The following is a 24,105-nucleotide window of genomic DNA, read 5'->3' as shown; positions in this document are numbered from 1 at the left end:
TTTATGGCTTGGGAATCTTACAGATTAGACCAAGAGGCTCACGATTTAGTTGTCAAATACCGCGACAAAAAAGATGCTCCTAATCAAGCCTACAAAATGCGCGTTGCAGTTGCTTATGGTTTAGAGCGATTTTGGGGAGAACAGTTTCGGTTAGTCAAGGACAAAGATAAGGCTGATTATTGGCGGGATACTTGGAAAGCGCTAGTAAAAATCATGGAAAATGCGGGCGTTAAAATTCCCAATGATAATGTCAGTTCTGATGATACAGCAGCCATTAAAATCATGGCAAATAAGTTGTGGGATTTTCCTGTAGAACAGCGTAAAGTAGCTATAGCTGTGCTGACTCAACTTTGTGACAGTATGGTTTGGTGGACTCAGCGTTATAAACCCACTAAGAGTAATGGCAATAATGGAGGTGAAGAAGATGAGTGATAGCGATCGCGTTCCTTTGATGTTTCGCTCTCAATTGGAAGGAAGGGGCAAAATTCAGTACGCCGGCGATGCTGCCCCCGCTTCTGAGTGGGTGAAACAATGGTTAGAATGCTGTCCTCCCGTTCCCGAAAGCGCCGATGAAAGCGTTCCCCTCTACAAACGAGGTCGAACTAAATCACCCGTAAAAATGCCTGAATTCGGGCAAGGAGTGGAAATAAAACCATACACAATTAGCTGGCGTTTAGTTACAAACAGCGGACAAGATGAAGACATAATTCGACCCATAATTGGCGCCAAAGGTTTGCCATTTTACCCTGGTTCTAGCATGAAAGGCGCTTTTTGGCGATCGTGTCCTCCAGAAAAGCGACAAAAATATTGTGGAGGAGAAGTTGTAGAGGACGGACAGCGCACTACCAAACCGGGAATTTTACGCTTTCACGGTGGCTTCCCCGCTGATATGTCTTGGGGAGAAAAAGAGCGTTTAGTCGATGTCGTTCACTCTCAGCAAAAGCGCCAAGTGATGGAAAATGCTGTCACTAGCGCTAACGTGCAAATCTCGCTTTATCAGTGTAAATTACAATTTGGCATTTCCAGCCACAAGCACCTTGAAAAACAAGAATGGGACGAAATTTGGCAAATTTGGGAAAAAGCTGTAGGACACGGAATTGGTTCTAGGGTAAGTGCAGGCTACGGTCGCATGGCAGAGGTAAAAAGTGCCGATCCCATCTTACTTTCTGTCAATTTAAGCGGCTGCGGGTTAACGTCCCAACTGCTGAATAAAACCCCAGAATTTCGGCACAATATGTTTAAAGCTGCCCTGCGGGGTCATACTTTGCGGTTGTTGGCTGGGGTCACGGACGTTAATACAACGCAACTGTTAACGAAGAAACTTTGGGGAGGAATTGGTGAAAGAGGCGATGATACAGGGGCAATTATTGGGCAGTTGGGGATTAATTTTACTACTGAGGAACTTGATTTTGGTGAACACAAATATTATCCGGGGAGGAATCCGGTGGTCATGCCTACCTACGATTTACAGGCAGGAAGGCTCGACATTCTGAATTTAAATAATGTGTATCCGCTGAAGGAGTTAAAAAAGTTTGTCACTTATTTAATTAAATTTTCTCTCTTGCTTGGAGGTTTTGGCAAGTCGTGGCGGCGAGCCGATCATAGCCTATTTTTCCCAGAGTATTTCAAGAAAAATGACAAACCTGCGATCGGCTGCCACTGGAAGTTTAATGAAAGTTCAAAAAATTTGTACGTCACCGCTGCTAGTGATGACCTCAAAAATATTACTAAATTCCTGGCAGAGGGTCAGCAGAGGGCAATAGAATGGTTAACAGTTAATAATTTAGAACCAAGCCGTCACGCTAATGATTGGCGCGAAGTTTGGCATCCTGATAAAGTAGAAGTTTGGGGAAGAATTGCAGAGGACAAAAACAGCAGCGAAGCAATTAAATTCTTTCACGGGTCGTACTCAAAAAATCAGTTTATTAAGCAAAGCGATTTGACGGGAAAACTAAATAAAATTGGTCGCATTTGGCACCGGATGTATCCCCGCTATCTGACAACTAGAGACGGAGAATTGAGGCAAAAAAGGCAAGAGTATGTAGAACTTTTGACCATTTTTCCAGATAAATCAGACCAGACTCAAGATTTCCTTGAGTTTTTACAGAATCAGAGCGACTTTATAAAACTTTGGCCAACTGAGGAATAATTATGAATATCTGGATTGTGACTACTGGTAGCAGCGATGTCAAGCTCAAAACTGATGACAATTGGGGGACTTTGTTTAAAAAGGTGAGAAGTCAATTATACGATCGCCGTTTTGCACCTACACAACCGCCGAATACTGATGAGAACGAACCATTTATCGTACCAGCGAGAGCGCTGGGGATGGTTTATGGAACGCAGTTAACAGATTATTATAAGGATTTGCACTTTCCGCTGCTAGATGCTTTTTCTGCCAAGCTTTTAGAGAAAGGTAAAACAAATCCTGACCGAATAATTGTGATTTTGACTAATCAGGAAGTAGTTTTTGATAACGAAGACAGGAATATAGACAAAAGCCCATATTGGCAGGATACTTGCACTCTCAAGCCGATATTTGAGCAATATTTTGAGAGAAAGTTTCCTCAAGTTCAATCAATTGATTACTTGGAATTAAAACCAAAATCTAAAGATGAGGGATTAGATAATTGGAATAAAGCACTGTTTCTGGTTCAGCAAGCTTTGTCAACTTTAGATTTAGATAAAAGTGCAAACTTCTATGTCAGTCATCAAGCGGGAACTCCAGCTATTTCTTCGGCTGTTCAATTTGATTGTTTAGCAAAGTTTGGCAAAAAAGTTAAGTTTTTGGTTAGCAATGAGTATGAAGAAAAGCTAGCAGAGAAGGGTGATTTCATAGAAAGTTCTACTTATTTACAGGGGATGCAGGTTCAAGAAGCAAAAGCGCTATTAAGTCGTTATGACTACTTGGGAGTAGAGCGCATTTTAAAACTTTACTGGAAAGATGCTTCCGATCCGCTATTGCTGGAAATTCGCGACTTGTTGGCAATGGCTAAAAAGTGGAATTTTGCTAATTTTGAAGACTTTGGTGAGGCTAGGGGAGATGTTGCAAAGGAGCGTTCAAATCAGTGGTGGTGGATGGCTTATGAAGCTGCTTATTTAGGTGTAATTCGTTTAAGACAGGGTAACACGGTTGAGGCTCTATTTCACAGTTTTCGGTCTGTGGAAGGATTGATTAAAAAATGGGCATTAGATAAGTATAAGCCACAAATTCAATACTCTAATCCCAAGCAACCAAATACAGCATATATCCATGATGTAAATTTGCCTCAGAATTTACGGTATTGGTTTAATGCAAATAGAAGTGATAGGTACAATAATGTGGGTTTATTTGGAAAATCACTGTTTACTTTACTCGAAGCGTCTTATCCAAAGAATCAATGGGAGCAAAATGTAGATATCCAAGTAGTTGCTGGCAATACCATAGAGGAAAGAAATGTGACTTTTCATTCCTTGCGTGGGTTGCAGGAAAATGATGTTTTTAAAGCTTGGAATACTGACAATCGAGAACAATGGGAAGCTAGGGTTTTAGGCTGTTTGAATTTTGTTTCGCAGCAAAAGTTTGTTTCGTTAAAGTCGGCGAGTCTGATGGTGAAAGTGCATGATGAATTGGTAGATGCGATCGCACATTACGAACTGCAAAAGTAAAACCGGCTATCTATATGCAACAGATTCACCGCTCTGCCAGGTTTTAAACCCCCGGCGGATTAAGGGACTTAACTAAAATTTTTACCTTCAGCGTGCATCGACAACCAAACGTTACCACCCATATTCAACACAAAATAGCACAAATATGTACATCACATCTCGCACATCTACAATCCGCAACTTTTCCCTCGCAGCCGTCAACGGCACTATCACTCTCATAATTCTCCTAATCGCACCCTTGGGATTAGCTGCCGTAATTTCTAATACATTCCTTGTCACAGTAGCTACTTTTTTTGCATCCGCGCTCGCTGACCAAATTGTTCGCTATCTCCCACCTTCTCGCACCCAAGAACTCCAAACCTCCTTAGAATCTCTCCCAGCATCGTCGCAAATTAGCCCGCGCCGTGATTCCCAAAATTTAGACAGATAACCAACAATTTTGCAGTGGCGGGTTTATTGCTTATGCGTACCGTCTACGTTTCTCAGCCCGGTTGTTACGTTTCCCTGCACCAAGAAATGCTGGTCATCAAAAAAGGCGAATCTGTACTCGGTGAAATTCAGCTTCCTCTCCTTGAACAACTGCTGATTTTTGGTCAATCTCAAGTCACAACTCAAGCAATTAGAACTTGTCTGTGGCGGAATATTCCCATTGCTTATCTTTCGCGCATGGGTTACTGTTACGGGCGGATTCTTCCCATCGAACGCGGCTACCGCCAACTTTCTCGCTACCAGCAACAGTTGTGTTTTGCAGAACGCTTGCAGGTTGCCAGACGTATCGTGCAAGCTAAGCTGAAAAACAGTCGCGTTATCCTGATGCGGCAACAGCGCCGACAAGCTTCTGATGCGATTGTTTTTGCGATTCAGTGTTTGGAACATTTAATCAAAAAAGCTGGGGAAGCTGAAACTATTGAGAAGTTGATGGGGATGGAAGGTGCCGGTGCAGCTCAGTATTTTTCGGCTTTTGAAGAGTGTTTGAGCAATCCTGATTTTGTGTTTGTTGGCCGGTCGCGCCGCCCTCCGGGTAATCCGGTTAATGCTATGCTTAGTTTTGGCTATCAAGTTCTCTGGAATCATTTGTTGAGTTTGATCGAATTGCAAGGTTTAGACCCTTATTCGGCTTGTTTGCATCAAGGAACGGAACGCCATGCGGCTTTGGCTTCGGATTTGATTGAGGAATTTCGGGCACCGATTATTGATTCGTTAGTTACCTATTTAGTGAACCGCCGATTTGTGGATTCTGGCAACGATTTTGTCTACAGTAACGGGGGGTGTTTCTTAAATGATGCTGGCAGGCGGAAGTACCTCAAAGCTTTTTTAGAACGCATGGAGGAAGAAATTGAAACTGATTCTGGCAAACAACCAAAGTGGGATTTACTGAATCAACAAATCAAAGCCTACAAACAGTTTGTTTATAAACCAACGGAGCTTTACCAACCTTACCAAATTCGCTAAGCCGTGCTTTTCTACGTGGTGATTTACGATATTCCCGACACCAAACGGCGCTCTAAAGTGCATGATTTGTTGGAAGGTTACGGGACTTGGGTACAGTATAGCGCTTTTGAGTGCGTACTCAGTCGAGCTAAGTTTGATGAATTACGATCGCGAGTTGAGCAAAAGGTAAATCTCGAAGAGGATAGCATCCGGTTTTATCCGGTATCGCGCCATACTTTGGGACAGGTGGAGGTTTTGGGAGTGGGAGCGCCGGTGACAAAAGCACCGGGGTCAGTGATTATTTAGCTAATGCTGCGAGGCTGGCAGTAAATTCACTCAAACGACCTTTTTCCGTCCTGAGCCTCGCAGCATTACTGGGTAAGGGTTTCAGGGATTATTTTGAGCGAACACAGGTTTAAGTTTCACAAAAAATACCTGAGCCTCGCAAACTGCCTGTAGACACCTTGCGCTGTCTTGGGTGTATCATAGAGGGCTCCCCACTCGTTGGGGAAACTAATTGAATGGAAAATTATTCTGCTGTTGACTCCTCTGTTTCTTCATTGTTGAGCTCCCCACTCGTTGGGGAAACTAATTGAATGGAAACTTAAAACTTCCAACACGGAAGCTACTAGCGGGAAAGCCGCTAGGCTCCCCACTCGTTGGGGAAACTAATTGAATGGAAACCTGCCTGCACATTTTCAATCGGAACCGGAAGATTCACCGCCAGCTCCCCACTCGTTGGGGAAACTAATTGAATGGAAACAACTAAAGCTAGAGTATTGGAATTGAGTCTTAAGGCTCCCCACTCGTTGGGGAAACTAATTGAATGGAAACCCTCTACGATTAACTAGATCTGAAGTATCTTGTTTGGTCTCCCCACTCGTTGGGGAAACTAATTGAATGGAAACTTAACACAATTGCGATAACTTCTTCGGCGGTCAATATGCTCTCCCCACTCGTTGGGGAAACTAATTGAATGGAAACATTAGATAGCATCGGAACCAGTCGAACCTCGATTGATCCGACTCCCCACTCGTTGGGGAAACTAATTGAATGGAAACAAATGCGTTAATGTCTCTAGAGACTTAATTTCAACCTCCCCACTCGTTGGGGAAACTAATTGAATGGAAACATCCCCGATCTGTCCATAACAATAATTTCTATAGTTTTCTCCCCACTCGTTGGGGAAACTAATTGAATGGAAACAGGCGATCGTCTGGCATCAAACAGACTGAGATTTCCCAGTCTTCTCCCCACTCGTTGGGGAAACTAATTGAATGGAAACATCGCAGGTTGGGCTTTCCCAAATGAGAGACGCCCGGGTTCGATCGCTTCTCCCCACTCGTTGGGGAAACTAATTAAATGGAAATTCACCTGATGGAAGACGCAAACTTAAACTTCCAGTATCAGCTCCCCACTCGTTGGGGAAACTAATTGAATGGAAACCCTATCGGAACTCCTTGTTTTGTTAGCAAACCGTCTGCTCCCCACTCGTTGGGGAAACTAATTGAATGGAAACGGCTTCCGTAACCCCAGAAGCCACGATGATCTGTATCCATTGAGCTATCGCCTCCCCACTCGTTGGGGAAACTAATTGAATGGAAACCCAGCTTCGTAAAGAATGCCGTCTCGCGACCGCATCTTGTTCACTCCCCACTCGTTGGGGAAACTAATTGAATGGAAACTTGTTAGCCGATACTTAGAGGTAATGAGTAGAGTTACTCCCCACTCGTTGGGGAAACTAATTGAATGGAAACTCCTTGTATGTCAATTAGCTTTGCGTGTGCAATTTTTGCTCCCCACTCGTTGGGGAAACTAATTGAATGGAAACATATGGCGAGAAGTCCAGAGTACAAAGCTTTTATACGCTCTGACAACTCCCCACTCGTTGGGGAAACTAATTGAATGGAAACTTAATTCGTCATTGTCTGATGGCTCAAAATCCGCGAATGACTCCCCACTCGTTGGGGAAACTAATTGAATGGAAACCATAGAATTTCTTAGTCTCAAAACCGCCGTCAAGGCTCCCCACTCGTTGGGGTAACTAATTGAATGGAAACTTTCGACAGGTGAATTGCCGTGTACTGATCGCTTATTTTGGAAATAGCTCCCCACTCGTTGGGGAAACTAATTGAATGGAAACTCGCTTGTCGCTGTAGTACCTGCTACAGTTCCTCTCCCCACTCGTTGGGGAAACTAATTGAATGGAAACATATAACTTAGAAATTTCGTAAGCACATCATACGCCTCTCCCCACTCGTTGGGGAAACTAATTGAATGGAAACTCGATTAGTGAGAACTTCCGCCCATTGTTTATCCTCCTCCCCACTCGTTGGGGAAACTAATTGAATGGAAACATAATGAGTAGTTCTGGTTTAATTAACTTAGAATCTAGTCTCCCCACTCGTTGGGGAAACTAATTGAATGGAAACGTAATATTCATGATGCTCTCTGCTTTGAGTATAATCTCCCCACTCGTTGGGGAAACTAATTGAATGGAAACCTTCTTTAACCATTGAGGACATGAAATTATCTGGCTTTGCAGTGCGGGGGAATCTCCCCACTCGTTGGGGAAACTAATTGAATGGAAACGTTCCAGTTAGTTTTACAAGCCTTCCATCGGCTAGAATAACTGTGTCTTCTCCCCACTCGTTGGGGAAACTAATTGAATGGAAACTCTAGTTCATCACAGAATAGCTTGTCGTAGTCGTCGCCGTACTCTCCCCACTCGTTGGGGAAACTAATTGAATGGAAACAAATTAGTCTGCCAAGCTTCTTCCAGACCGTCGTCATCTTTTTTCTCCCCACTCGTTGGGGAAACTAATTGAATGGAAACCTTATCCCTTTCGGGCAATTGACGAGCGTAAGTTTTCTACCGCGACCTCCCCACTCGTTGGGGAAACTAATTGAATGGAAACTTGACCCAAGTGCTAGAAAATTTTGGTCAGTATCACTCCCCACTCGTTGGGGAAACTAATTGAATGGAAACTATAAGGGATTTACTAAACTCTAAGACTGACTTACTCCCCACTCGTTGGGGAAACTAATTGAATGGAAACTCCAACCACTTCTAGATCACCCGTCCGCATCATGTCGCGGTTGTCTCACCACTCGTTGGGGAAACTAATTGAATGGAAACCAGGTTGCCCGCTGCCTCCGGTCGCCGTAAAGTGAGGCGTACTCCCCACTCGTTGGGGAAACTAATTGAATGGAAACTCAAGTTGTCGCCGCCACCCGGCCCTGCTGCGCTAAAAACTCCCCACTCGTTGGGGAAACTAATTGAATGGAAACTTGAGGTGATTGTCTCAGATGCTGCAACCTCGGTCGCCTCAGTCGCAGACTCCCCACTCGTTGGGGAAACTAATTGAATGGAAACTTAAAACCGTCAGTCATCCCACTAAAGATTAAACTCCCCACTCGTTGGGGAAACTAATTGAATGGAAACTTGCAGATCGGCTTACAATACTCCTCAAATAACTCTTGATAACTCCCCACTCGTTGGGTAAACTAATTGAATGGAAACGTCTGACTCGTTGCTGCCACCAAAAGTCTTGATATCTATCTCCCCACTCGTTGGGGGAACTAATTGAATGGAAACTTTGTAAAAGAGTCGATAATTCTTCTCAAGATATCCTGTCTCCCCACTCGTTGGGAAAACTAATTGAATGGAAACAAGTAGAAAACTTACATAATCCGAGTCGGAGTTGTCTCCCCACTCGTGGGGGAAACTAATTGAATGGCAACGTAATGATCTTTTTTAATTGTGTACTTCCTTTTTCCCTCCCCACTCGTTGGGGAAACTAATTGAATGGAAACGGTCTATTGTAATATTCACCATCTTCTCCTTGTTCTGCTAAGCTCCCCACTCGTTGGGGAAACTAATTGAATGGAAACTGTTGCGAATTGGGGAGTTTTAGTGTTATATTCATGCTCCCCACTCGTTGGGGAAACTAATTGAATGGAAACCCATCCCCTACTAGAGGTAGTAAATAAGCATGAAGTTTGTCCAGACTCCCCACTCGTTGGGGAAACTAATTGAATGGAAACCTTTGAGTAGTGTACCTAAAGGATAATCAGGATCACCTCCCCACTCGTTGGGGAAACTAATTGAATGGAAACCTTGATTAGGTCTAAGCCCTCTTGGTTAATCTGCATAGTTGTCTCCCCACTCGTTGGGGAAACTAATTGAATGGAAACTCGAAAAAATTCTCAGTACATAACCATTGCCAGAATACATCCGCTCCCCACTCGTTGGGGAAACTAATTGAGTGGAAACTCGGCGATCGCGCCCCAGCCTGTAAATTTTGCTAGGATTTCTCCCCACTCGTTGGGGAAACTAATTGAATGGAAACGCTAAAACAAAAATCGTGGAAGTCTTCTATTAATGCGACAGTTTAAGGGCAACCATAAATAGCTGTTGACAAAAGACTCGATTTCTAATAGCCTAAATTTGGGGGGATGCCTTTAGGGGACGCCTCTACCGCATAGAGTAAACGTCCTTAAGGCATCGTCCTATCCCCCAGCCGAAGGGTTACGGCACTGTCTAGCAAGTTAACTTGTCACTTGCTAGAAATACATAGCTAAGACAAAGTGTGTCGAAGTCTTCTATTAATGCGGAATCGAAGGAGGCTTCGACTTCACACGACACCGCAAACAGAAATTACAAAATCAGAGCCTTCTCTAGTGCCAAAAGCTCTAAGTTTTCAACCTCTGGAAAACTCTAAAGACAAACTTTTACAACTCAAATTTCTGCAATTAATCCGAATTGCGAAGAATTAAAAAACAAAAAAAAAGCCCCATAATCGGGGCGGGTTTATTATATTGTTGGTTTCTGACAGAGAGGATTGGTGAAACTCACCTCTACAATAATTGGGGCAGACACGCTCGCTTATTTTGGAGTCACCAAAATCCAATCGTTCGCTGTTTTGACAATCTCAGAATTCTGCAAACCTAAATCTTTTTAAACTGGTGGAATGGAAACAACCGATCGCAGCCACGGAAGTTAACGCTAATTAAATGGAAACGGGCGATCGTCAAAGTTCAAGAGATACCAGGTTTTTATTGGAAGCTCCCCACTCGTTGGGAAAACTTCTGTTTCTTAACCCAGTCAGTTCCTCCGAGCGATCGCCACCTTCCGATTACAGCGATCGCCCAATATCCACTTTCTTGCGCCCCGTCTTTGCTGCCAACATCAACAGTTTAGGATGTAGAGTTTCAGACATATCTACGGTAAAGGGGTAATATTTTCCTTGGTATATCCCCGCTTGTTTGGTCAATTATAAGCACTAAAAAATAGGTTTACAACCTGCTGCTGCTGTACTTTATACACCTGGAATTGGCTGTAAACCTTCTCTATTGACACTTATCTAGGTTCAATCCTTACTCAAGTTGCTCTGCTGGTTTATGGCGATCGCACCACGTCTCCCCAGCGCGGACAGGTTCGCCACAAGCAGGGCAATGGTTTGGGAATTCAGCGGTGTCTGGAAGCTCTCCAGTTCCATCGCAAACGGGGCATTCCACATCATATTGCTGGTGGACACCCGGAACAGCTCGGACGTGAACGATTTTGAGTCCCTTGCACCCTGGACATTCCATGCCGATCTCCTTGACTTTGATAGCTTTGGTAAATTGAATCGAAGCAAAAATATTACACCGACACGGGCGATGTACTGCTGTTCTTGCTAAATGCGAGCGCTTACCCAAATTCAACGGCCATAAACTTTGCTCGCTTCATTCCATTATGAGCGATCGAGAGAGAGCGGTATTCTGATTCTTCTTATAGAAGCCAGCCAGAAGGATACTGCTGGTTAACTTCACAATTGACCTTTGCCCCCGAAAAGTTGATGAGGTGACAACGCCTCTGAAATCTTGAGAGTAAAAACATTGAAGCCCCTGGAGCTCAAAAAAGATAGCGAATTATTGACAGGGTTATTGACTCATAAGATCGTCTCAGATCGCCTTGAACCTAATTCAAGGGAGCTCGTCACTCTCTTTTATTGATACACGCACAGCTTGTGCGCTGGCTGCAAGAAAATATAGCCGTCTAAGCTGCATATAGAGCCAATAGGAGCTTTGTTTTGTCCTAAAAGTTGTAAGCCCCACTAACATGAAAAAGCGATCGCCACCTTCCGAGTACAGCGATCGCCCAATATCAAGAGACTCCCTAACCCTCAACCTCCTTAAGCCCATCCTCCAACAGCATCCGCACAATATCCACTTTCTTGCGCCCCGTCCTGGCTGCCAGCATCGACAGCTTGCGGTGCAGAGTTTCGGACATATCCACGGTAAATCTGACCGTCGCTTCTTTGTCGGGTGCTTGCAGTTTGCTCATTAAACTAGGCTCCTTTGATTGAATGGAAGTCGCTTCTTTGTCGGGTGCTTGCAGTTTGCTCATTAAACTAGGCTCCTTTGATTGAATGGAAACTGTTTCTGGTGCAGATACTTCCGGCTGCGGTGGTGTTGCGACTGGCGATACAATTTCTGGTGGTGGTGGCGATGCTGTGGGCGTTGCTGCTGGCGATACAATTTCTGGTGGTGTTGGCGATGCAGCTTCCTTTTCTTTTGTACCGAAAACAAACTCTTCCATCGCGCTGCCCAGCGGTTTGCGTTTCTTGGTACTCATTTCAACACTCCCATGATTTCCTTGAAAAGTCGGCCGTACTCTTTACCAGAATCTTTGGCAGGTTGACCGCCCAAATCCCATACAGTCGCTGCTTGACCCGAAGAATCAGCAATCACTTGTTTTTGGTGAACGACCGATTTAAGCACTTTGATGGTGGGCGCAAGTTTCCCCAGCAGCTCCATTGCTTCGGTTTTGAGCTTTGTCCCCTTCACCGCGCGGCTGAGAAACATTACCGCTTGGGGCGGGCCAAGTCTCACCGATTGCGCTTGTTTGATCAGTCTCACTACATCGGCCGCTGATTGTATATCGATACCGCTCGGTTGAACTGGCACCACCGCTAAGTCAGCTCTCATCAAGATTGCCCTGGTCGCCTCACTCAACCCGGCAGGGCCATCCACTACGAGGTAGTCAACGGTAGCTGCTAAGTCACCCAATTGCTCCAACAAATCATCGGGGCTTTGGATTACTTGGCACGGAAGGGGTGAATCCATCTTGCTGCACCACTGAGAACTAGAGCGCTGAGCATCAGCATCTACTATCAAAACTTGCTTGTTCTGCTGCACGAGCCAATGGGCGTAATGTACCGCTGTCGTGCTTTTGGCGCATCCACCCTTCTGATTTACGAAAGCAATTATTGCTGCCATACTTACTTACTGCATTACTTACTGCATTACTGGAATACTCAATACAGTAACTATAGCACTTGCGTTGGCATCTGCTGCTAAAACAGGGTTGCATTACTCTCGGAGTCGAGCAACTCCTTTTGGGTAGCCCTGCTGTTGCTGTTAACCCACTTCTCCAACCTGACAACTTTTACCTGATTTAAGTAATTACTGCATTCATTACTGCATTACTGAAATACTGAAACAAAAATTGGGGTAATGACTGAGAAGCACTTGTGGCACGACGTTGTAAGCTGGCAGAGGAGGGAAGACGAGCAAATGCAGGAGTAGCGACAATAAGGCCAGGTTATCGGGGGTAGGCGATCGCTTCCAGAACGTGCTGGAGCCAAAAAAGTCCTCAAACAAGTTCACCCTCGGAGGCCACGCGAATCACTTACATACGATTTTGAGGGATGGGAGCTATCGAGGAAATGAGGTTAAGTGCTGGGTAATGGATATGTTTCGATTCCACTTTTAAAACATCCCCTAACAAAAAAGCCCCAAGCATCGCTTGGGGCTAATAGATTATTCTTCTTCGTCCTCCTCATCATCATCATCAAGATCGATCATCCCCTCAACCAATTTGCTCCGGTCAAAGCTCCTGAGTCCTTTTTCAACAATGCGCTGGTTAAAATCGAGAGCTGGTTGCATGATTTTAATCTTGTCGCGTAAGTCGTAGTATTTCCTTTTAGTTGCAGGGCTGTGTCCCATTGCTAAAACTGAAGCTTGCTTCTCTGCTTCTGACTGACCAATCTCTTGACTGTAGGTTTCAAACGAGTGACGCAACTTGTGAGGAGACATGGGAATTTGGGCAAATCGCCAAAAAATATGTTTAACTTTTTTTCCAAAAGTTGATGAGCTCAGAAGTTTTCCCCTTTTATCTTGGAGAAAGAGAAAATTATGTTTTTGCTCTTTAACCAAAATCTTACGCCACTTATTAATCCACATTTCGAGATAGTCATAAAATCGGGTGCCATCGGGGAAAGTGAAATTGGTTAGAGGAATGGCAAGTTCTCCGTAGGTTTTCATGGTTTTGTAGTCTTCAGGCCAGAGATAATATTGAGCCTCTTTAGGGTTTTTCATCTTTTCTACTGGGACAAACAACCCATCTTGAAATCCGCCCTTGACCAAACTTTTACCGATTTCTGCCTCATAATATTCCTTGGGTCGTCGCGGAGGACAGGAAACCATCAGAGCCACAATAATAAATCTCTGAAAAGACTTAGCAATCCCTGTATCCTTCCGGGGAACCTTGTCGATTTTAGGTCGTCCACGCCTGTAACGGCTACTTCGTTCATAACATTTCACCTCAAGAGTTGCTTCAAAGCGAGCTTTTTCTAAAACCTCTATAATTTGAGGATAAGGGACAACAAGAGAGAGCTTCTCAGTTGTTGTTTTAGCTTCGGTTCGATCCTCTCTATCATGAACTCGACGACGAGCTTTGAGAATATTAATTAACGGAATTTTATCAAAAGCATCTCGACTCTTCAAATCCTCTGAGCTGACCTGACGATAATAAGTGAATTTGGCAAGGTTAATAATGGCGTTGTAGTTCTGAACTACCGACGCATGACTCAAATTTCCCCACTCCACGTATCCCTCGATTAAGTCACCAGCTTCTTTACCCAGTTCCTCAGATGTCTCAAGGGCCACTCCTGCTTTGTACATCTGTACCATGTGAGCTTGCAACTTTGGGTCGTCCAAGCACTCGGTAAGCTTGAACTTCATTTGAATAAAAGGCACAACTTTGGCTAACCTCACCTCCGCTAAACTGAGCTTCTCCTCCTTCTTCCGACACATCCAGCCAAGTAATCGAAAGACGTGTTGTACATCTGCTTCCAATGTTGGATGCTTAAGTTTTAGCTTTTTCTCCAGGAACTCAGCGAAGTCCATAATTTCTCGGTCAAATTCGGGATTGGCTAAATACCAATTTGGCTCCACTTGAGCAAATGCAACCAGCAGCATGGATAAACCAACCGGAGATAAAATCCATCGCCGATTCAGCCAAATTTTGGTAACTTGATCTTTAGGAATAGCGACAAAATCTGAGTCAAAATGTCCAAGGAATACAGTTTCGCTAGATGTTCGCAATCCGGCATCGAAATCTTTCATATCCTCACGAATCCTACTGCCGTGTCCTTCCTTAAAGCGGTAAATAAGTTCAAGGTTTTCCGGGTCTGATTGGAGCCACTTTCGCGAAGTGGCAAATTTTACCATATTATTCAGGTGAAACTTGAGCTGTTTTCGCTTGTCAGTTTTTTCCCAACCTTGCTCGTCAAAGAAATGTTCCGCATTCTGCAACACAATTTTTAGATCGGAAAGCGGTCGTTGTTTGAGAAAAGATATCGCATTTGCCCTTTCCTCTGCGGTAGCTCGCTCCTTCAGAGGAACTGGCCCACCTAAATATGGAGCGATTACGCGCATTATGACCGTGTAAGTCATCGCGATGTACTTAGGAGACTTAGACTCTAGTTCTCTTAAAAACTTCTGGCAGAACTCTCGTAAGTTCTGGGGCGGCGCTTCTGGTAATTCTTTCTCATCCACAGGAGTGGGAATTGGGTTAGAATTAGTGATAACTCTATGACCGAGATGAGGGAGAATTTTATAGGATGCGTCTTGACCTGTTTTGCGTTTTCGTTTGTTCATATGAACTCCTGTGTTATGGCGTAAGGTTTGCAGATGATAAAGTCTTATATATATTATATAACTTTATCCTGGTTGTTGGGGGCTGCCCGACTTTGGTATGGACGGCGAAGAATGAGGTGCGAGCCCACTAATCCTGGCTAATGATGACGAAAAAACACTCTCTCTGATTGACTTTCATAGATTTGCCACAGACAGCTCTTTCTGAAAAAGTTAGATAGTAAAAGTTAGATAGCTATCTAACCTCGTTTTTTACAGCGTTTATACGTATAAACAAAAATTATGTAAGCTAACGAGTATAGCTTTTGCTGTCTTTCCAAATTAAGTGGTTATATAAAGGATTTGACTCCTTAATAATTTCAAAAAAATACAATATTTGTTTATGCCTATAAACAAATAGGTTTATTAGCAAGGATTTGAGGAAATGAAAAAACCAAAAAAAAAGCAAAATAGTGAGCGACCAAAATATTCAATAAAGCAAGCGCATCCGGGGCAGCAGTGCCTCCGTAATGTACCAATTCTTTATGACGAAAAGAAGCAACCAATATCCCTTACTCTGACTCCCACTGCGATTAAAAAACTCGCAGAGTTGGCATTAATGGTTGAAGATTCGCGCAGCCAAGTTATTGAGCAGTTGTTGAGGAATATTACGCCTACACAAGCAAAGAAAATTATTGACAAAAAGACTGAATAAAATAAGGTGTGCTGCGCCGAGCGAATTTGAATTTGTGTAGTTTTGGAGAAAAGTTTATAAAGAGTAATTATGAGCGATCCGAGCTACCACATTAAGCCGATCGCCTGTTTAGATTGCAAGCAAAGTCACGAATTTTAGATTTTAAATTGTCGGCTGCGACGCCAGTAGTGGCTGAAATTGCTGCTGCTCGATCTGCTCAACATTAAACTGGCAAAGCTAATTCAAGAACAAAGCGCGGGCCACTATCGGCAAGTCGCTTGAACCCCGCAAATTGCACCTCGCCAACAATCGCGTAAGAAATTATGTTAGTGACTCTATCTCTTTTAGCCGTAGGAAATATACGCGGCCGAATGCGTCGCCGGCCACAATTGTGACTCCATCGGGTGCAATGGCGCAACAGGTGATCGGGGGTAAGCGTGTTCCCAGGCTTCTATGAGCATATTCTCGATGTATATCGCTAGTTGTTGATGCCTATATCAAGCCGAGCGAGCCACTTCCCAACCATTACGGAGGTAAGTTTTGGTGGATCAGCTTAGCGGGACTTAGACAAAATATAGCCGGAAAAAAGGCTAAAATCCAGCCACAGTAAGAGTTTAAGGTAGATTTATGCTTTTTCTTGCTGTGACTGGGTTTGAGCCTCATTTAGCCCCCTCGACCTAAATCGATTTGCCAGAGCGGGATAGAGCCTGATTTTAGCTCCAAATTTGTCTAAGTCCCGTTAGCACTAGATCAGTTTGATTTCGAGGCAAAACGGGGACAACTCGCCAGAGCCGCTCGAACTCTGCAAATTCAGCCGCGCCGACGATCGTCGCAACCTCAGTCAAGGTGAGTTTTTCGGCGTCGATCGTACCACTCAAATCTCCCTCGATGGCTGTGGCCACGGCCGGTGACTGGTAGCCGATCGCCTCTCGGATTCTCTGGGCAAACTCGCCGATGATCGGGGGTAGGGCCAGCGGTGATTGAAATTGCTAACATTCGATATCGGTAAGGTCGTGCCAGATAGTGGCTGGATCGGCATATCCGTTTTGGCAGCAATCTTTGAGGACTGCTGCGATTTGGTAGGTGGTTGTGCGATCGGCGGCGGCAATGGCTGATCGGACAAAATGCAGACACTCAGCATAGGTGTCAGTGTCGATCGGTACGGGCGATCAGGACTGTTGCTGGGTTTCTAACATGGTTCCCTCATCACGTCGGTGGCGGGGAAATAATGATGCAAGATATTGCTAATTTTCTTGTCAAAGCGGATGTAGAACTCTAGGCCTTTTGCCCCATAGCAGTCGGTAATTACTTCGCCCTTCACCCCACGATAACGAGAGTCGTCACTCCGAGCGATAACTACTCTGTCACCTTTCTTTATCTCAGATTTTGCACCAGTGGTAGGTGTTGCTGGCTCCGTCTCTGATTGCGGAGGGTCTGGTTCTAGTGGATTGTCCGCAAGTACGATCGGCTCTGCCGCTCGCGAATTAGTTACCGACCGCTCCGGTTGTGCGCTGACTGTAGTTACTGTAGTCAAAGGTTTTTGCGTACTGTAGTCAGCCTCCATCCCTTCTGCCTCTAAGTTTGAGCCTACTGTAGTTACTGTAGGTGTAGTTGAAGATTGATTTTGTAAATCCACTAATTGATTGTCTGATTTTTCCGAAGGTGGCAAATCAGTGACTACAGTGACTACAGTAGGTGTTAAAACCTTACCCTGTAAGGATTCTAACTGTAGTTTCTCTTTATCTACAGTATGACTACAGTTGACTACAGTAGCGTCATTGTCCGTAGCCAGAGTAAATAACACAGATTTTTTGACTGTGGTCACTTTCCCATACTTCATTGCCTCAAGTTGGGTAAACCATTCTTTTACTTGTTGAGACGTAATCTTGAGCTTGTGGTCGAAACTGTTTTGAGCGTCGCGAGCACTAACTGTCCCTTCCCTCCTTTTTGCTAAAGAAATAATTTTGTCCAAATTAGGGGCAAGCGCTGTCGAGTCGCAAAGTTCTAGATTTATGCTCAAAGCTTGGCTTGTAGTGTATCCAACCCACTTGATAGCAGCTCGTACGGTTTCAACAGAAATGATTTCAGGAATCTCGACACCCCTGAATGCGCTATCAATGCAATGTAGGATAGTTGCCACTTTTCCAACTTTCTCAGGAGCTTTGCCAAGCATGGCTCACAATCCCCTGTTTGGGATGATTAATCCGTTCACGTTCGCACTGATTGTTATAAGCAATGAATTTTATTCGAGCTTCCTTGTCTAGCTTGAATTTTTGAGCAGGTAGCTGTAGCGACCTGCAATACTAAACGCTCAAACCTGCAATCAAACCATTTCTGAGCCAGGATTATTTGCAACTGAAATTAAAGTTCAGCCAGGATTAACTGCAACTGAGCTAGGATTAACTGCAACGCCCGACTGCAATCATCTACTACGACCAGGATTATTTGCAACTAAAATCGCTGGTCACATCAAATAACCTCACGCCCGCCAATTCAGCCATAAGCAACCTAATCAATTGCGTCCGACGCAATCGTCTGGGTCTTTCGTCGCGGTCACTCTTGTCACGTCCCATCAGAATCAACCGCAACTGATAGTAAAGAAAACGCTCCTTTTCTTTACTATCGCAACCACTCCCCAATTTCTGCCTGTTCCGGCCTTAAGTTTGGTAACGAAACCCGGTAAACATATAATCGGCAACATATCGTGCGAGCGCAACGAGTTTCATTACTTGGACATCTGTCAGTTGCAGGTAATCCTGGCTGAAACCGATGATTGCAGTCGGGCGTCGCAATTAATCCTGGCTCAGTTGCAATTAATCCTAGCTGAAGCACAATTATAGTTGCAGCTAATGCTGGTTCAGAAATGTTTTGATTGCAGGTTTGAGCGTTTAGTATTGCAGGTCGCTACAACTATAGATCGCAATTTAGCGTCTATACCAAAAAAACACGCTTTTTGGGCATAGAGCTAGGACTCCTGCGGTCAAGTCAGGAAACAGCCATATCCTGACATAGTGGCAGTGTTTCCACGCCCTAGTCTCGAAAATACCTCTGATTCTCATTAAAGTGATTATTTAGCTAATACTGCGAGGCTGACAGTAAATTAACTCAAACGACATTTTTCCGTTGTGAGCCTCGCAGCATTACTGAGCAATAATTTCAGGGGTTATTTTGAGCGGACACAGGTTTAACTTTTACAAAAAATACCTGAGCTTCGCAAATGACCTCTAGATACCTTTACTGTCTTGGGTGTATCATAGAGGACTCCCCACTCATTGGGGAAACTAATTGAATGGAAACTCATTTTCAAGCTTGATCGGTTTAGGGGTTTTCCTTACCCTCCCCACTCCTTGGGGAAACTAATTGAATGGAAACAAGCTTTCGAGGCGTTTGAGCGCCCGATAAAAAGTGGATTTTGCTCTCCCCACTCGTTGGGGAAACTAATTGAATGGAAACGCGATTTGTTCGATCCATGCGCCCGAAACCATTTCCGCACTCGCCCGCTACGCCGATCGCACGCTCCCCACTTGTTGGGGAAACTAATTGAATGGAAACATCACCTCTTCAAAACTGATCGAGCTGCAATCAGTTTTGACTCCCCACTCGTTGGAGAAACTAATTGAATGGAAACACGTATATAAATCGATCACCGGCTAGTTTTTCGCTGTTAACTCTCCCCACTCGTTGGGGAAACTAATTGAATGGAAACTCCTTGATGCCCTTGACATTCATGTCCTTGACAAAACTCCCCACTCGTTGGGGAAACTAATTGAATGGAAACTCATTGAGGATTTGACCGACAACCGTATTGATGGACAGTTTGCTCCCCACTCGTTGGGGAAACTAATTGAATGGAAACTTTTGATTTTCCCAATACCAGCAAGCATCCTCAGGAATAATACTCCCTACTCGTTGGGGAAACTAATTGAATGGAAAGTTAGGGTTTGAGGGTTTTGCTACAATATCCTGATCCATCATGCTCCCCACTCGTTGGGGAAACTAATTGAATGGAAACCAGCCCTCAAATTTCTTGATTAGGTCTAAGCCTTGTTAGTTAATCTCCCCACTCGTTGGGGAAACTAATTGAATGGAAACTCTATATCAATCTGATCCGCGTGTGTCACGCGAGTCTGTGGCTGTTGACTCCCCCTCGTTGGGGAAATTAATTGAATGGAAACTTGGTAATTTCTTTGATTCGGATTGCCTCGGATTTTCTCCCCACTCGTTGGGGAAACTAATTGAATGGAAACGTTCCGATTTTTGCGTGGTAGGCTAGGTAAAGACCGTAGGCAGCTTTACTTGTTTCGACTGAGCTCCCCACTCGTTGGGGAAACTACTTGAATGGAAACCAGAGGCGAATTGTTACCCGGCAACCAGCTTTTTTCTCCCCACTCGTTGGGGAAACTAATTGAATGGAAACTTGATTTCTTCCCGTGCTTTATCTCTTTCCTCTCTAGTGTCCCTACTCGTTGGGGACACTAATTGAATGGAAACGGGTTTAGTTCTATTCCTAAAAGTTTCATCATGAGTAGAGTCCCCACTCGTTGGGGAGACTAATTGAATGGAAACTACGGCGGATGCTGTTGAATTAATATGTCGAGCTTTTGCTCTAACTCCCCACTCATTGGGGAAACTAATTGAATGGAAACTAGCAATCGCTCTTGGCTTCCCAGTGACCCCGGGTTACGGCGTCTCCCCACTTGTTGGGGAAACTAATTGAATGGAAACATGAAAGCGTGAATGCTGGTTGCTGCCATTGCTGCCTTCTCCCTACTCATTGGGGAAACTAATTGAATGGAAACTTAACAATGGTTTGATAGGGAATTGGGTTTATTTTAGACTCCTCACTCGTTGGGGAAACTAATTGAATGGAAACAGTTCTGTAAGTTCGCCAAGTACAATTGGGGTTTGATTCATGACTTATTTAAACTCCCCACTCGTTGGGGAAACTAATTGAATGGAAACCTCTCAGTATTAATTATTGAAACGGTAGCGCGAGAAGTATTACTCCCCACTCGTTGGGGAAACTAATTGAATGGAAAGGCGCACGTATCTTGGGCAGCTTCGATAAACTCTTCTGCAAACTCCTCACTCGTTGGGGAAACTAATTGAGTAAAAACTGAGTAAGGGAAGGTGAGCGATAGCCTGTTTGCGTTCGCCTCCGGCGACAATCATCCAAACCAGAACAGCCCCGAACACTTGCAGTTTGGGGCTTTTTAAGCTGTGGTTCAGAAAATGGAGATTTCCTGACCTAGATGAAGCTGTAGCGGTTTCAACCCCTAGGCTGGAAAATATACAAAGCTGATAAAGTACCGGAAAACCAACGAAAGTCCCTATGACAACTGGCAAGCTCGAACTCATCATCAAAATTAACGAACTCCCTACCAACGTACAGACTAACAAAGACAACTGGAAAACCTTTGAGCTTGATTGTGACGGTCGGGTAGTGTCTGTTAGTGTTAAGCCCAAAATATGGAAGAAGCTTGAGGATGCTGCTGCAAACTATCCCATGTGGGTTGCTGCTATCGGTGGCAAGATGGGCGAGTCAACCTCTAATGGTTTTGTGCTATCCGACCCAAATATCCAAGTCTTTGAGAAAAAACCGAAGGAACCTAAATCTGAAGCAGAGTAGTGAGAGAGATTCTACTCGTAGAAATATGCCGAAGGCAGCATTTTTGTATTGAGTTTGAGAGGCTAATCTAGCCAATATCGACACACCTCGCTTGGTTCCTATAACCCTTACGGTTTGGTTGAGGTGTGTCGATGCTTTGCAGGGATTGAGTTTGAGGCTTATAGTTCGATGATTCTTCTCGTTTACTTGTGCTATATTTTAGCGGTGCGTCGATTTGACGGCTGAATCCCGCTCTGGGTATAGTCTCTGAGACGAACTCTCCCCACTCGTTGGGGAAACTAATTGAATGGAAACTTGTGGGTTGCGCTACCGCTACGCTACATTCCGTTACTCCCCACTCGTTGGGGAAACTAATTGAATGGAAACCCTCGAAGCCAGCGGAGTAACCTTCAGCATTCAGCTCCCCACTCGTTGGGGAAACTAATTGAATGGAAACAAGAGAGTCATCTGACTGTTGTCGGAATTTATCTAAATTTCTCCCCACTCGTTGGGGAAACTAATTGAATGGAAACCACGGCGGATGCTGTTGAATTAATGTGTCCAGCTTTTGCTCTAACTCCCTCCTCGTTGGGGAAACCTATTGAATAGAAACTAGGTGAGAGAAAACGCGCAATAACCTTTTGCAGCCGCCGTAAGCAATTGCACGTTTCGACAACTATTAAAACTGGACTTCCCCCAAAATGTGTACTACTGGGGGTTTTTTATTGCTTAGAACATCCCATCTAGCAGCTCCGTGACCTCGTGTTGGTCGCGGCCCCGATTGTCGTCGTAAATCATGAGCGTGTTTAGGTTTTTGTGTCGTGAGAGTTTTTGCACCTTTCTCACGTTCCCGTCTGTCGCGTCCAGTGCTGCGGTGATGGCTGAGTGCCTGATGCGGTGTGGGCTCATCTGCTTCTCAATGCCAGCCGCTTTCGACTTGCGCTGTACCAACTTGTAGATACCATCCCCAGTGATGCGGTGGCCGATGGTTGCGAAGTCCAGGGCAACAAATAACGGGTCATTCTCTCCGGCAATTCCCGGCCTTACTGCCAGCCATTCCTTGATTGCTGCAACAGTCGCCGGCCCGACATCGACTGACTGATATTGCGTACCTTTACCTTTTCCAAGTATTTGTAAAGTGCCAGCCCCAAGATTGAAATCTTTGAGACTCAATTGACTTACCTCGTTCCGGCGCAAAGCGTTGCCCCACAACAGCCGTAGCAGTGCATAGTCGCGCTTCCCGGCGACTGTTTTGCGCTTACAAGTCGATAGAATCCGCTCGAAACTTGCCTTGTCAATGCCCGTTGTGTCGCGGTATTTCTGCACGGTTTCACCTTTAATCCTTGCGAGGTTAAAGTCGCAAACTCCCAAGTTTAACCCCATTGTAACCAGCGACTTAATGGCTGCTAGTCTGCGGTTGATGGTAGCTTCGGCCAGTGGCTTCTTGCGACCCTCGCCCGACATCATTACCGCTTTCCACTTCAGCACCAGCGCTACAGCTTCGCGCTCGGTCAGTCGCAGGAATTCAGTCACATTGGATTTAGTCGGCAGTTGCCCGGTCATCGTGCGGAAGAAGTCGCGCACATCTCCGGCATAGGCGCGGCGGGTGTTGATGCTTCGCTTGTCCGCCAGCAATTGCGCGAGCACGTCGGGGTCATTGTCCAGCGTCGGGAAGGTTAGCAGGTTGGGGCGGGTGATAGTGAGTGTGGTCATGGTGTGGTATTGAGTGTGGTATCGAGTGTGGGGCGTGTGGTATTGAAAAGTGAGCTTATCAATACCGTAAAATGAGTAAAATTGAACTTTCAACAGCCCGCCTTGAAGCTTCCCTAAATGCCAAAATTGAGCGGCATTTTGATACCTTAGACACCAAACCAGATCGCCTCATACCTGCCTTTGTGATTTACAAACTCCGGGTCAAACCAAACCCGACCGCCTCGATTCCAGTTACAAAGACCTTGCCAGTTTGGTAACACCCTGCGAAGTCAAATCGGTCATAATCATTTTTAAACGACGGACACAGCCGCCAATCTAGATTTTAGATTTTGGATGGACGGTTCGAGCCGGAGAACTACCAGCCACTCAAACTGGTCAAATTCAGCCGCGCTGACGATAGATAAGAAATTGGCGTTGCTGAATTAAGGTATGAATCCTCCAGGAATGGGAATATCGTCAAACTTCAAGTAATGTATTAATAACTTAATAGAATGCTTGAGCATTTCCTCACATTTAGAATAACAAAGAGTCTTACGATGTAGCCGGGCTTGCGTAATGTCTTAGTCTGGTATTTTCCCCTTCTACTCGGGTCATATAAGTCTTGCTAATAATCTGATCCCCATCAGGAATAAACATGGGATATACAGACCATCCATCAGTTACATAAAAATAGCATTTCCATGCACTTACTTTGTCCCATAATGGTTCAAATGTCTTAGCGCTATGATCCCCTAATACCCATCCTAAAATTCCTGGTTTAAAGTGGTCAACCGCTGTCCACAGCCAGATCTTGTCTGTTTTTTTTTACATAACTTTGTAATTCATCGAGCTCACCCACTTCTGGAATGACTTCAGGGTCATAAACATCTGGCAACTGTTTTCCGACTTGTTTTACCCAATTTATTACTGTGGTATGATGAACACCCTTAACTCGTTCTATCGCCCGTAAACCCATACCATTGACATACATTTTTAGGCAATCACGTTTGATAGCCTCGCTATAACCTCGCTGGGGCTCATACTCATTGATGAATTGACGACCACATTGGACACAAATGTGATTCTGTTTTCCTTTCTTCTTGCCGTTTTTACGGATATGGGTTGA

16 protein-coding genes, 1 pseudogene and 2 CRISPR repeat arrays are annotated in these 24,105 nt (G+C 44.6%); of the genes and pseudogenes, 9 read left to right on the top strand and 8 right to left on the bottom strand.

What is annotated here, in order from left to right:
- The first annotated feature begins 3 nt into the window (after positions 1–3).
- From QUA23_RS27095 to cas2, 6 genes are all read left to right on the top strand, one after another.
- Positions 4–432 (top strand): hypothetical protein, encoded by a 429-nt coding sequence (locus tag QUA23_RS27095; RefSeq protein ID WP_333078896.1) that lies wholly within the window; start codon positions 4–6, stop codon positions 430–432.
- Positions 425–2,149 carry a hypothetical protein gene (locus tag QUA23_RS27090; RefSeq protein WP_333078895.1) on the top strand — a complete coding sequence of 575 codons (1,725 nt, stop codon included), beginning with the start codon at positions 425–427 and terminating at the stop codon, positions 2,147–2,149. The genes QUA23_RS27095 and QUA23_RS27090 overlap by 8 nt, the downstream gene beginning before the upstream one ends.
- Before the next feature lie 2 nt (positions 2,150–2,151).
- Positions 2,152–3,648 (top strand): hypothetical protein, encoded by a 1,497-nt coding sequence (locus QUA23_RS27085; RefSeq protein ID WP_333078894.1) that lies wholly within the window; start codon positions 2,152–2,154, stop codon positions 3,646–3,648.
- 145 nt (positions 3,649–3,793) lie between these two features.
- Positions 3,794–4,078 carry a CRISPR-associated protein Csx18 gene (gene csx18, locus QUA23_RS27080; RefSeq protein WP_333078893.1) on the top strand — a complete coding sequence of 95 codons (285 nt, stop codon included), beginning with the start codon at positions 3,794–3,796 and terminating at the stop codon, positions 4,076–4,078.
- Positions 4,079–4,110: 32 nt separating this feature from the next.
- Positions 4,111–5,100, top strand: a complete 990-nt coding sequence (gene cas1, locus QUA23_RS27075) for a CRISPR-associated endonuclease Cas1 (RefSeq protein WP_333078892.1) — start codon at positions 4,111–4,113, stop codon at positions 5,098–5,100.
- Positions 5,101–5,103: 3 nt separating this feature from the next.
- Positions 5,104–5,385, top strand: coding sequence for a CRISPR-associated endonuclease Cas2 (gene cas2, locus QUA23_RS27070; protein WP_333078891.1), 282 nt, complete (start codon positions 5,104–5,106; stop codon positions 5,383–5,385).
- Between the two features lie 187 nt (positions 5,386–5,572).
- Positions 5,573–9,431: a CRISPR direct-repeat array (repeat unit 36 nt; unit sequence CTCCCCACTCGTTGGGGAAACTAATTGAATGGAAAC).
- 1,027 nt (positions 9,432–10,458) lie between these two features.
- On the opposite strand, the gene QUA23_RS27065 is transcribed toward cas2, so the two are convergent.
- From QUA23_RS27065 to QUA23_RS27050, 4 genes are all read right to left on the bottom strand, one after another.
- Complete coding sequence (locus QUA23_RS27065) at positions 10,459–10,674, bottom strand: hypothetical protein (RefSeq protein WP_333078890.1); 216 nt, start codon at positions 10,672–10,674, stop codon at positions 10,459–10,461.
- A 568-nt stretch (positions 10,675–11,242) separates the two neighbouring features.
- Entirely contained in the window at positions 11,243–11,701 is a 459-nt protein-coding gene (locus tag QUA23_RS27060; RefSeq protein ID WP_333078889.1) for a hypothetical protein, read from the bottom strand.
- On the bottom strand, positions 11,698–12,345 hold the full coding sequence (locus QUA23_RS27055) for an AAA family ATPase (protein ID WP_333078888.1): 648 nt from the start codon (positions 12,343–12,345) through the stop codon (positions 11,698–11,700). The genes QUA23_RS27060 and QUA23_RS27055 overlap by 4 nt, the downstream gene beginning before the upstream one ends.
- Positions 12,346–12,888: 543 nt before the next feature.
- Positions 12,889–14,907, bottom strand: a complete 2,019-nt coding sequence (locus tag QUA23_RS27050; RefSeq protein WP_333078887.1) for a hypothetical protein — start codon at positions 14,905–14,907, stop codon at positions 12,889–12,891.
- 523 nt (positions 14,908–15,430) lie between these two features.
- On the opposite strand from QUA23_RS27050, the gene QUA23_RS27045 reads away from it, so the two are divergent.
- Entirely contained in the window at positions 15,431–15,700 is a 270-nt protein-coding gene (locus tag QUA23_RS27045) for a ribbon-helix-helix protein, CopG family (RefSeq protein ID WP_333078886.1), read from the top strand.
- A 692-nt stretch (positions 15,701–16,392) separates the two neighbouring features.
- Here the strand turns inward: QUA23_RS27045 and QUA23_RS27040 are convergent.
- Entirely contained in the window at positions 16,393–16,581 is a 189-nt protein-coding gene (locus QUA23_RS27040; RefSeq protein WP_333078884.1) for a hypothetical protein, read from the bottom strand.
- Between the two features lie 78 nt (positions 16,582–16,659).
- On the opposite strand from QUA23_RS27040, the gene QUA23_RS27035 reads away from it, so the two are divergent.
- Positions 16,660–16,794, top strand: coding sequence for a hypothetical protein (locus QUA23_RS27035; protein ID WP_333078883.1), 135 nt, complete (start codon positions 16,660–16,662; stop codon positions 16,792–16,794).
- 74 nt (positions 16,795–16,868) lie between these two features.
- Here QUA23_RS27035 and QUA23_RS27030 read toward each other — a convergent pair whose 3' ends face one another.
- Entirely contained in the window at positions 16,869–17,819 is a 951-nt protein-coding gene (locus QUA23_RS27030; protein WP_333078882.1) for a hypothetical protein, read from the bottom strand.
- Positions 17,820–21,011: 3,192 nt separating this feature from the next.
- Here QUA23_RS27030 and QUA23_RS27025 point away from each other — a divergent pair.
- The gene (locus QUA23_RS27025; protein ID WP_333078881.1) at positions 21,012–21,308 is read left to right on the top strand and encodes a hypothetical protein; all 297 of its coding nucleotides are present in this window, start codon (positions 21,012–21,014) and stop codon (positions 21,306–21,308) included.
- A 257-nt stretch (positions 21,309–21,565) separates the two neighbouring features.
- Positions 21,566–21,900: direct repeats of the CRISPR family, unit length 36 nt; unit sequence CTCCCCACTCGTTGGGGAAACTAATTGAATGGAAAC.
- Between the two features lie 116 nt (positions 21,901–22,016).
- Here QUA23_RS27025 and QUA23_RS27020 read toward each other — a convergent pair.
- Both QUA23_RS27020 and QUA23_RS27015 read right to left on the bottom strand, forming a co-directional pair.
- A complete protein-coding gene (locus QUA23_RS27020) occupies positions 22,017–23,000 on the bottom strand; it encodes a tyrosine-type recombinase/integrase (RefSeq protein ID WP_333078880.1) in 984 nt (327 codons plus the stop codon).
- A gap of 422 nt (positions 23,001–23,422) precedes the next feature.
- Positions 23,423–24,105: pseudogene (locus tag QUA23_RS27015) on the bottom strand (IS1 family transposase); the annotation flags it as partial.

The organism is Microcoleus sp. Pol1C5, from assembly GCF_036701115.1.
Lineage (GTDB): Bacteria > Cyanobacteriota > Cyanobacteriia > Cyanobacteriales > Microcoleaceae > Microcoleus.
This window is presented reverse-complemented; position numbering and strand designations above follow the sequence as displayed.

Excerpts from the sequence above, each read along its gene's own strand:
- QUA23_RS27045 (WP_333078886.1), top strand. The coding sequence starts at position 15,431 with ATGAAAAAACCAAAAAAAAAGCAAAATAGTGAGCGACCAAAATATTCA.
- csx18 (WP_333078893.1), top strand. The coding sequence starts at position 3,794 with ATGTACATCACATCTCGCACATCTACAATCCGCAACTTTTCCCTCGCA.
- QUA23_RS27090 (WP_333078895.1), top strand. The coding sequence starts at position 425 with ATGAGTGATAGCGATCGCGTTCCTTTGATGTTTCGCTCTCAATTGGAA.
- QUA23_RS27060 (WP_333078889.1), bottom strand. The coding sequence starts at position 11,701 with ATGAGTACCAAGAAACGCAAACCGCTGGGCAGCGCGATGGAAGAGTTT.
- cas1 (WP_333078892.1), top strand. The coding sequence starts at position 4,111 with ATGCGTACCGTCTACGTTTCTCAGCCCGGTTGTTACGTTTCCCTGCAC.
- QUA23_RS27055 (WP_333078888.1), bottom strand. The coding sequence starts at position 12,345 with ATGGCAGCAATAATTGCTTTCGTAAATCAGAAGGGTGGATGCGCCAAA.
- QUA23_RS27065 (WP_333078890.1), bottom strand. The coding sequence starts at position 10,674 with ATGGAATGTCCAGGGTGCAAGGGACTCAAAATCGTTCACGTCCGAGCT.
- QUA23_RS27085 (WP_333078894.1), top strand. The coding sequence starts at position 2,152 with ATGAATATCTGGATTGTGACTACTGGTAGCAGCGATGTCAAGCTCAAA.
- QUA23_RS27095 (WP_333078896.1), top strand. The coding sequence starts at position 4 with ATGGCTTGGGAATCTTACAGATTAGACCAAGAGGCTCACGATTTAGTT.
- QUA23_RS27025 (WP_333078881.1), top strand. The coding sequence starts at position 21,012 with ATGACAACTGGCAAGCTCGAACTCATCATCAAAATTAACGAACTCCCT.
- QUA23_RS27020 (WP_333078880.1), bottom strand. The coding sequence starts at position 23,000 with ATGACCACACTCACTATCACCCGCCCCAACCTGCTAACCTTCCCGACG.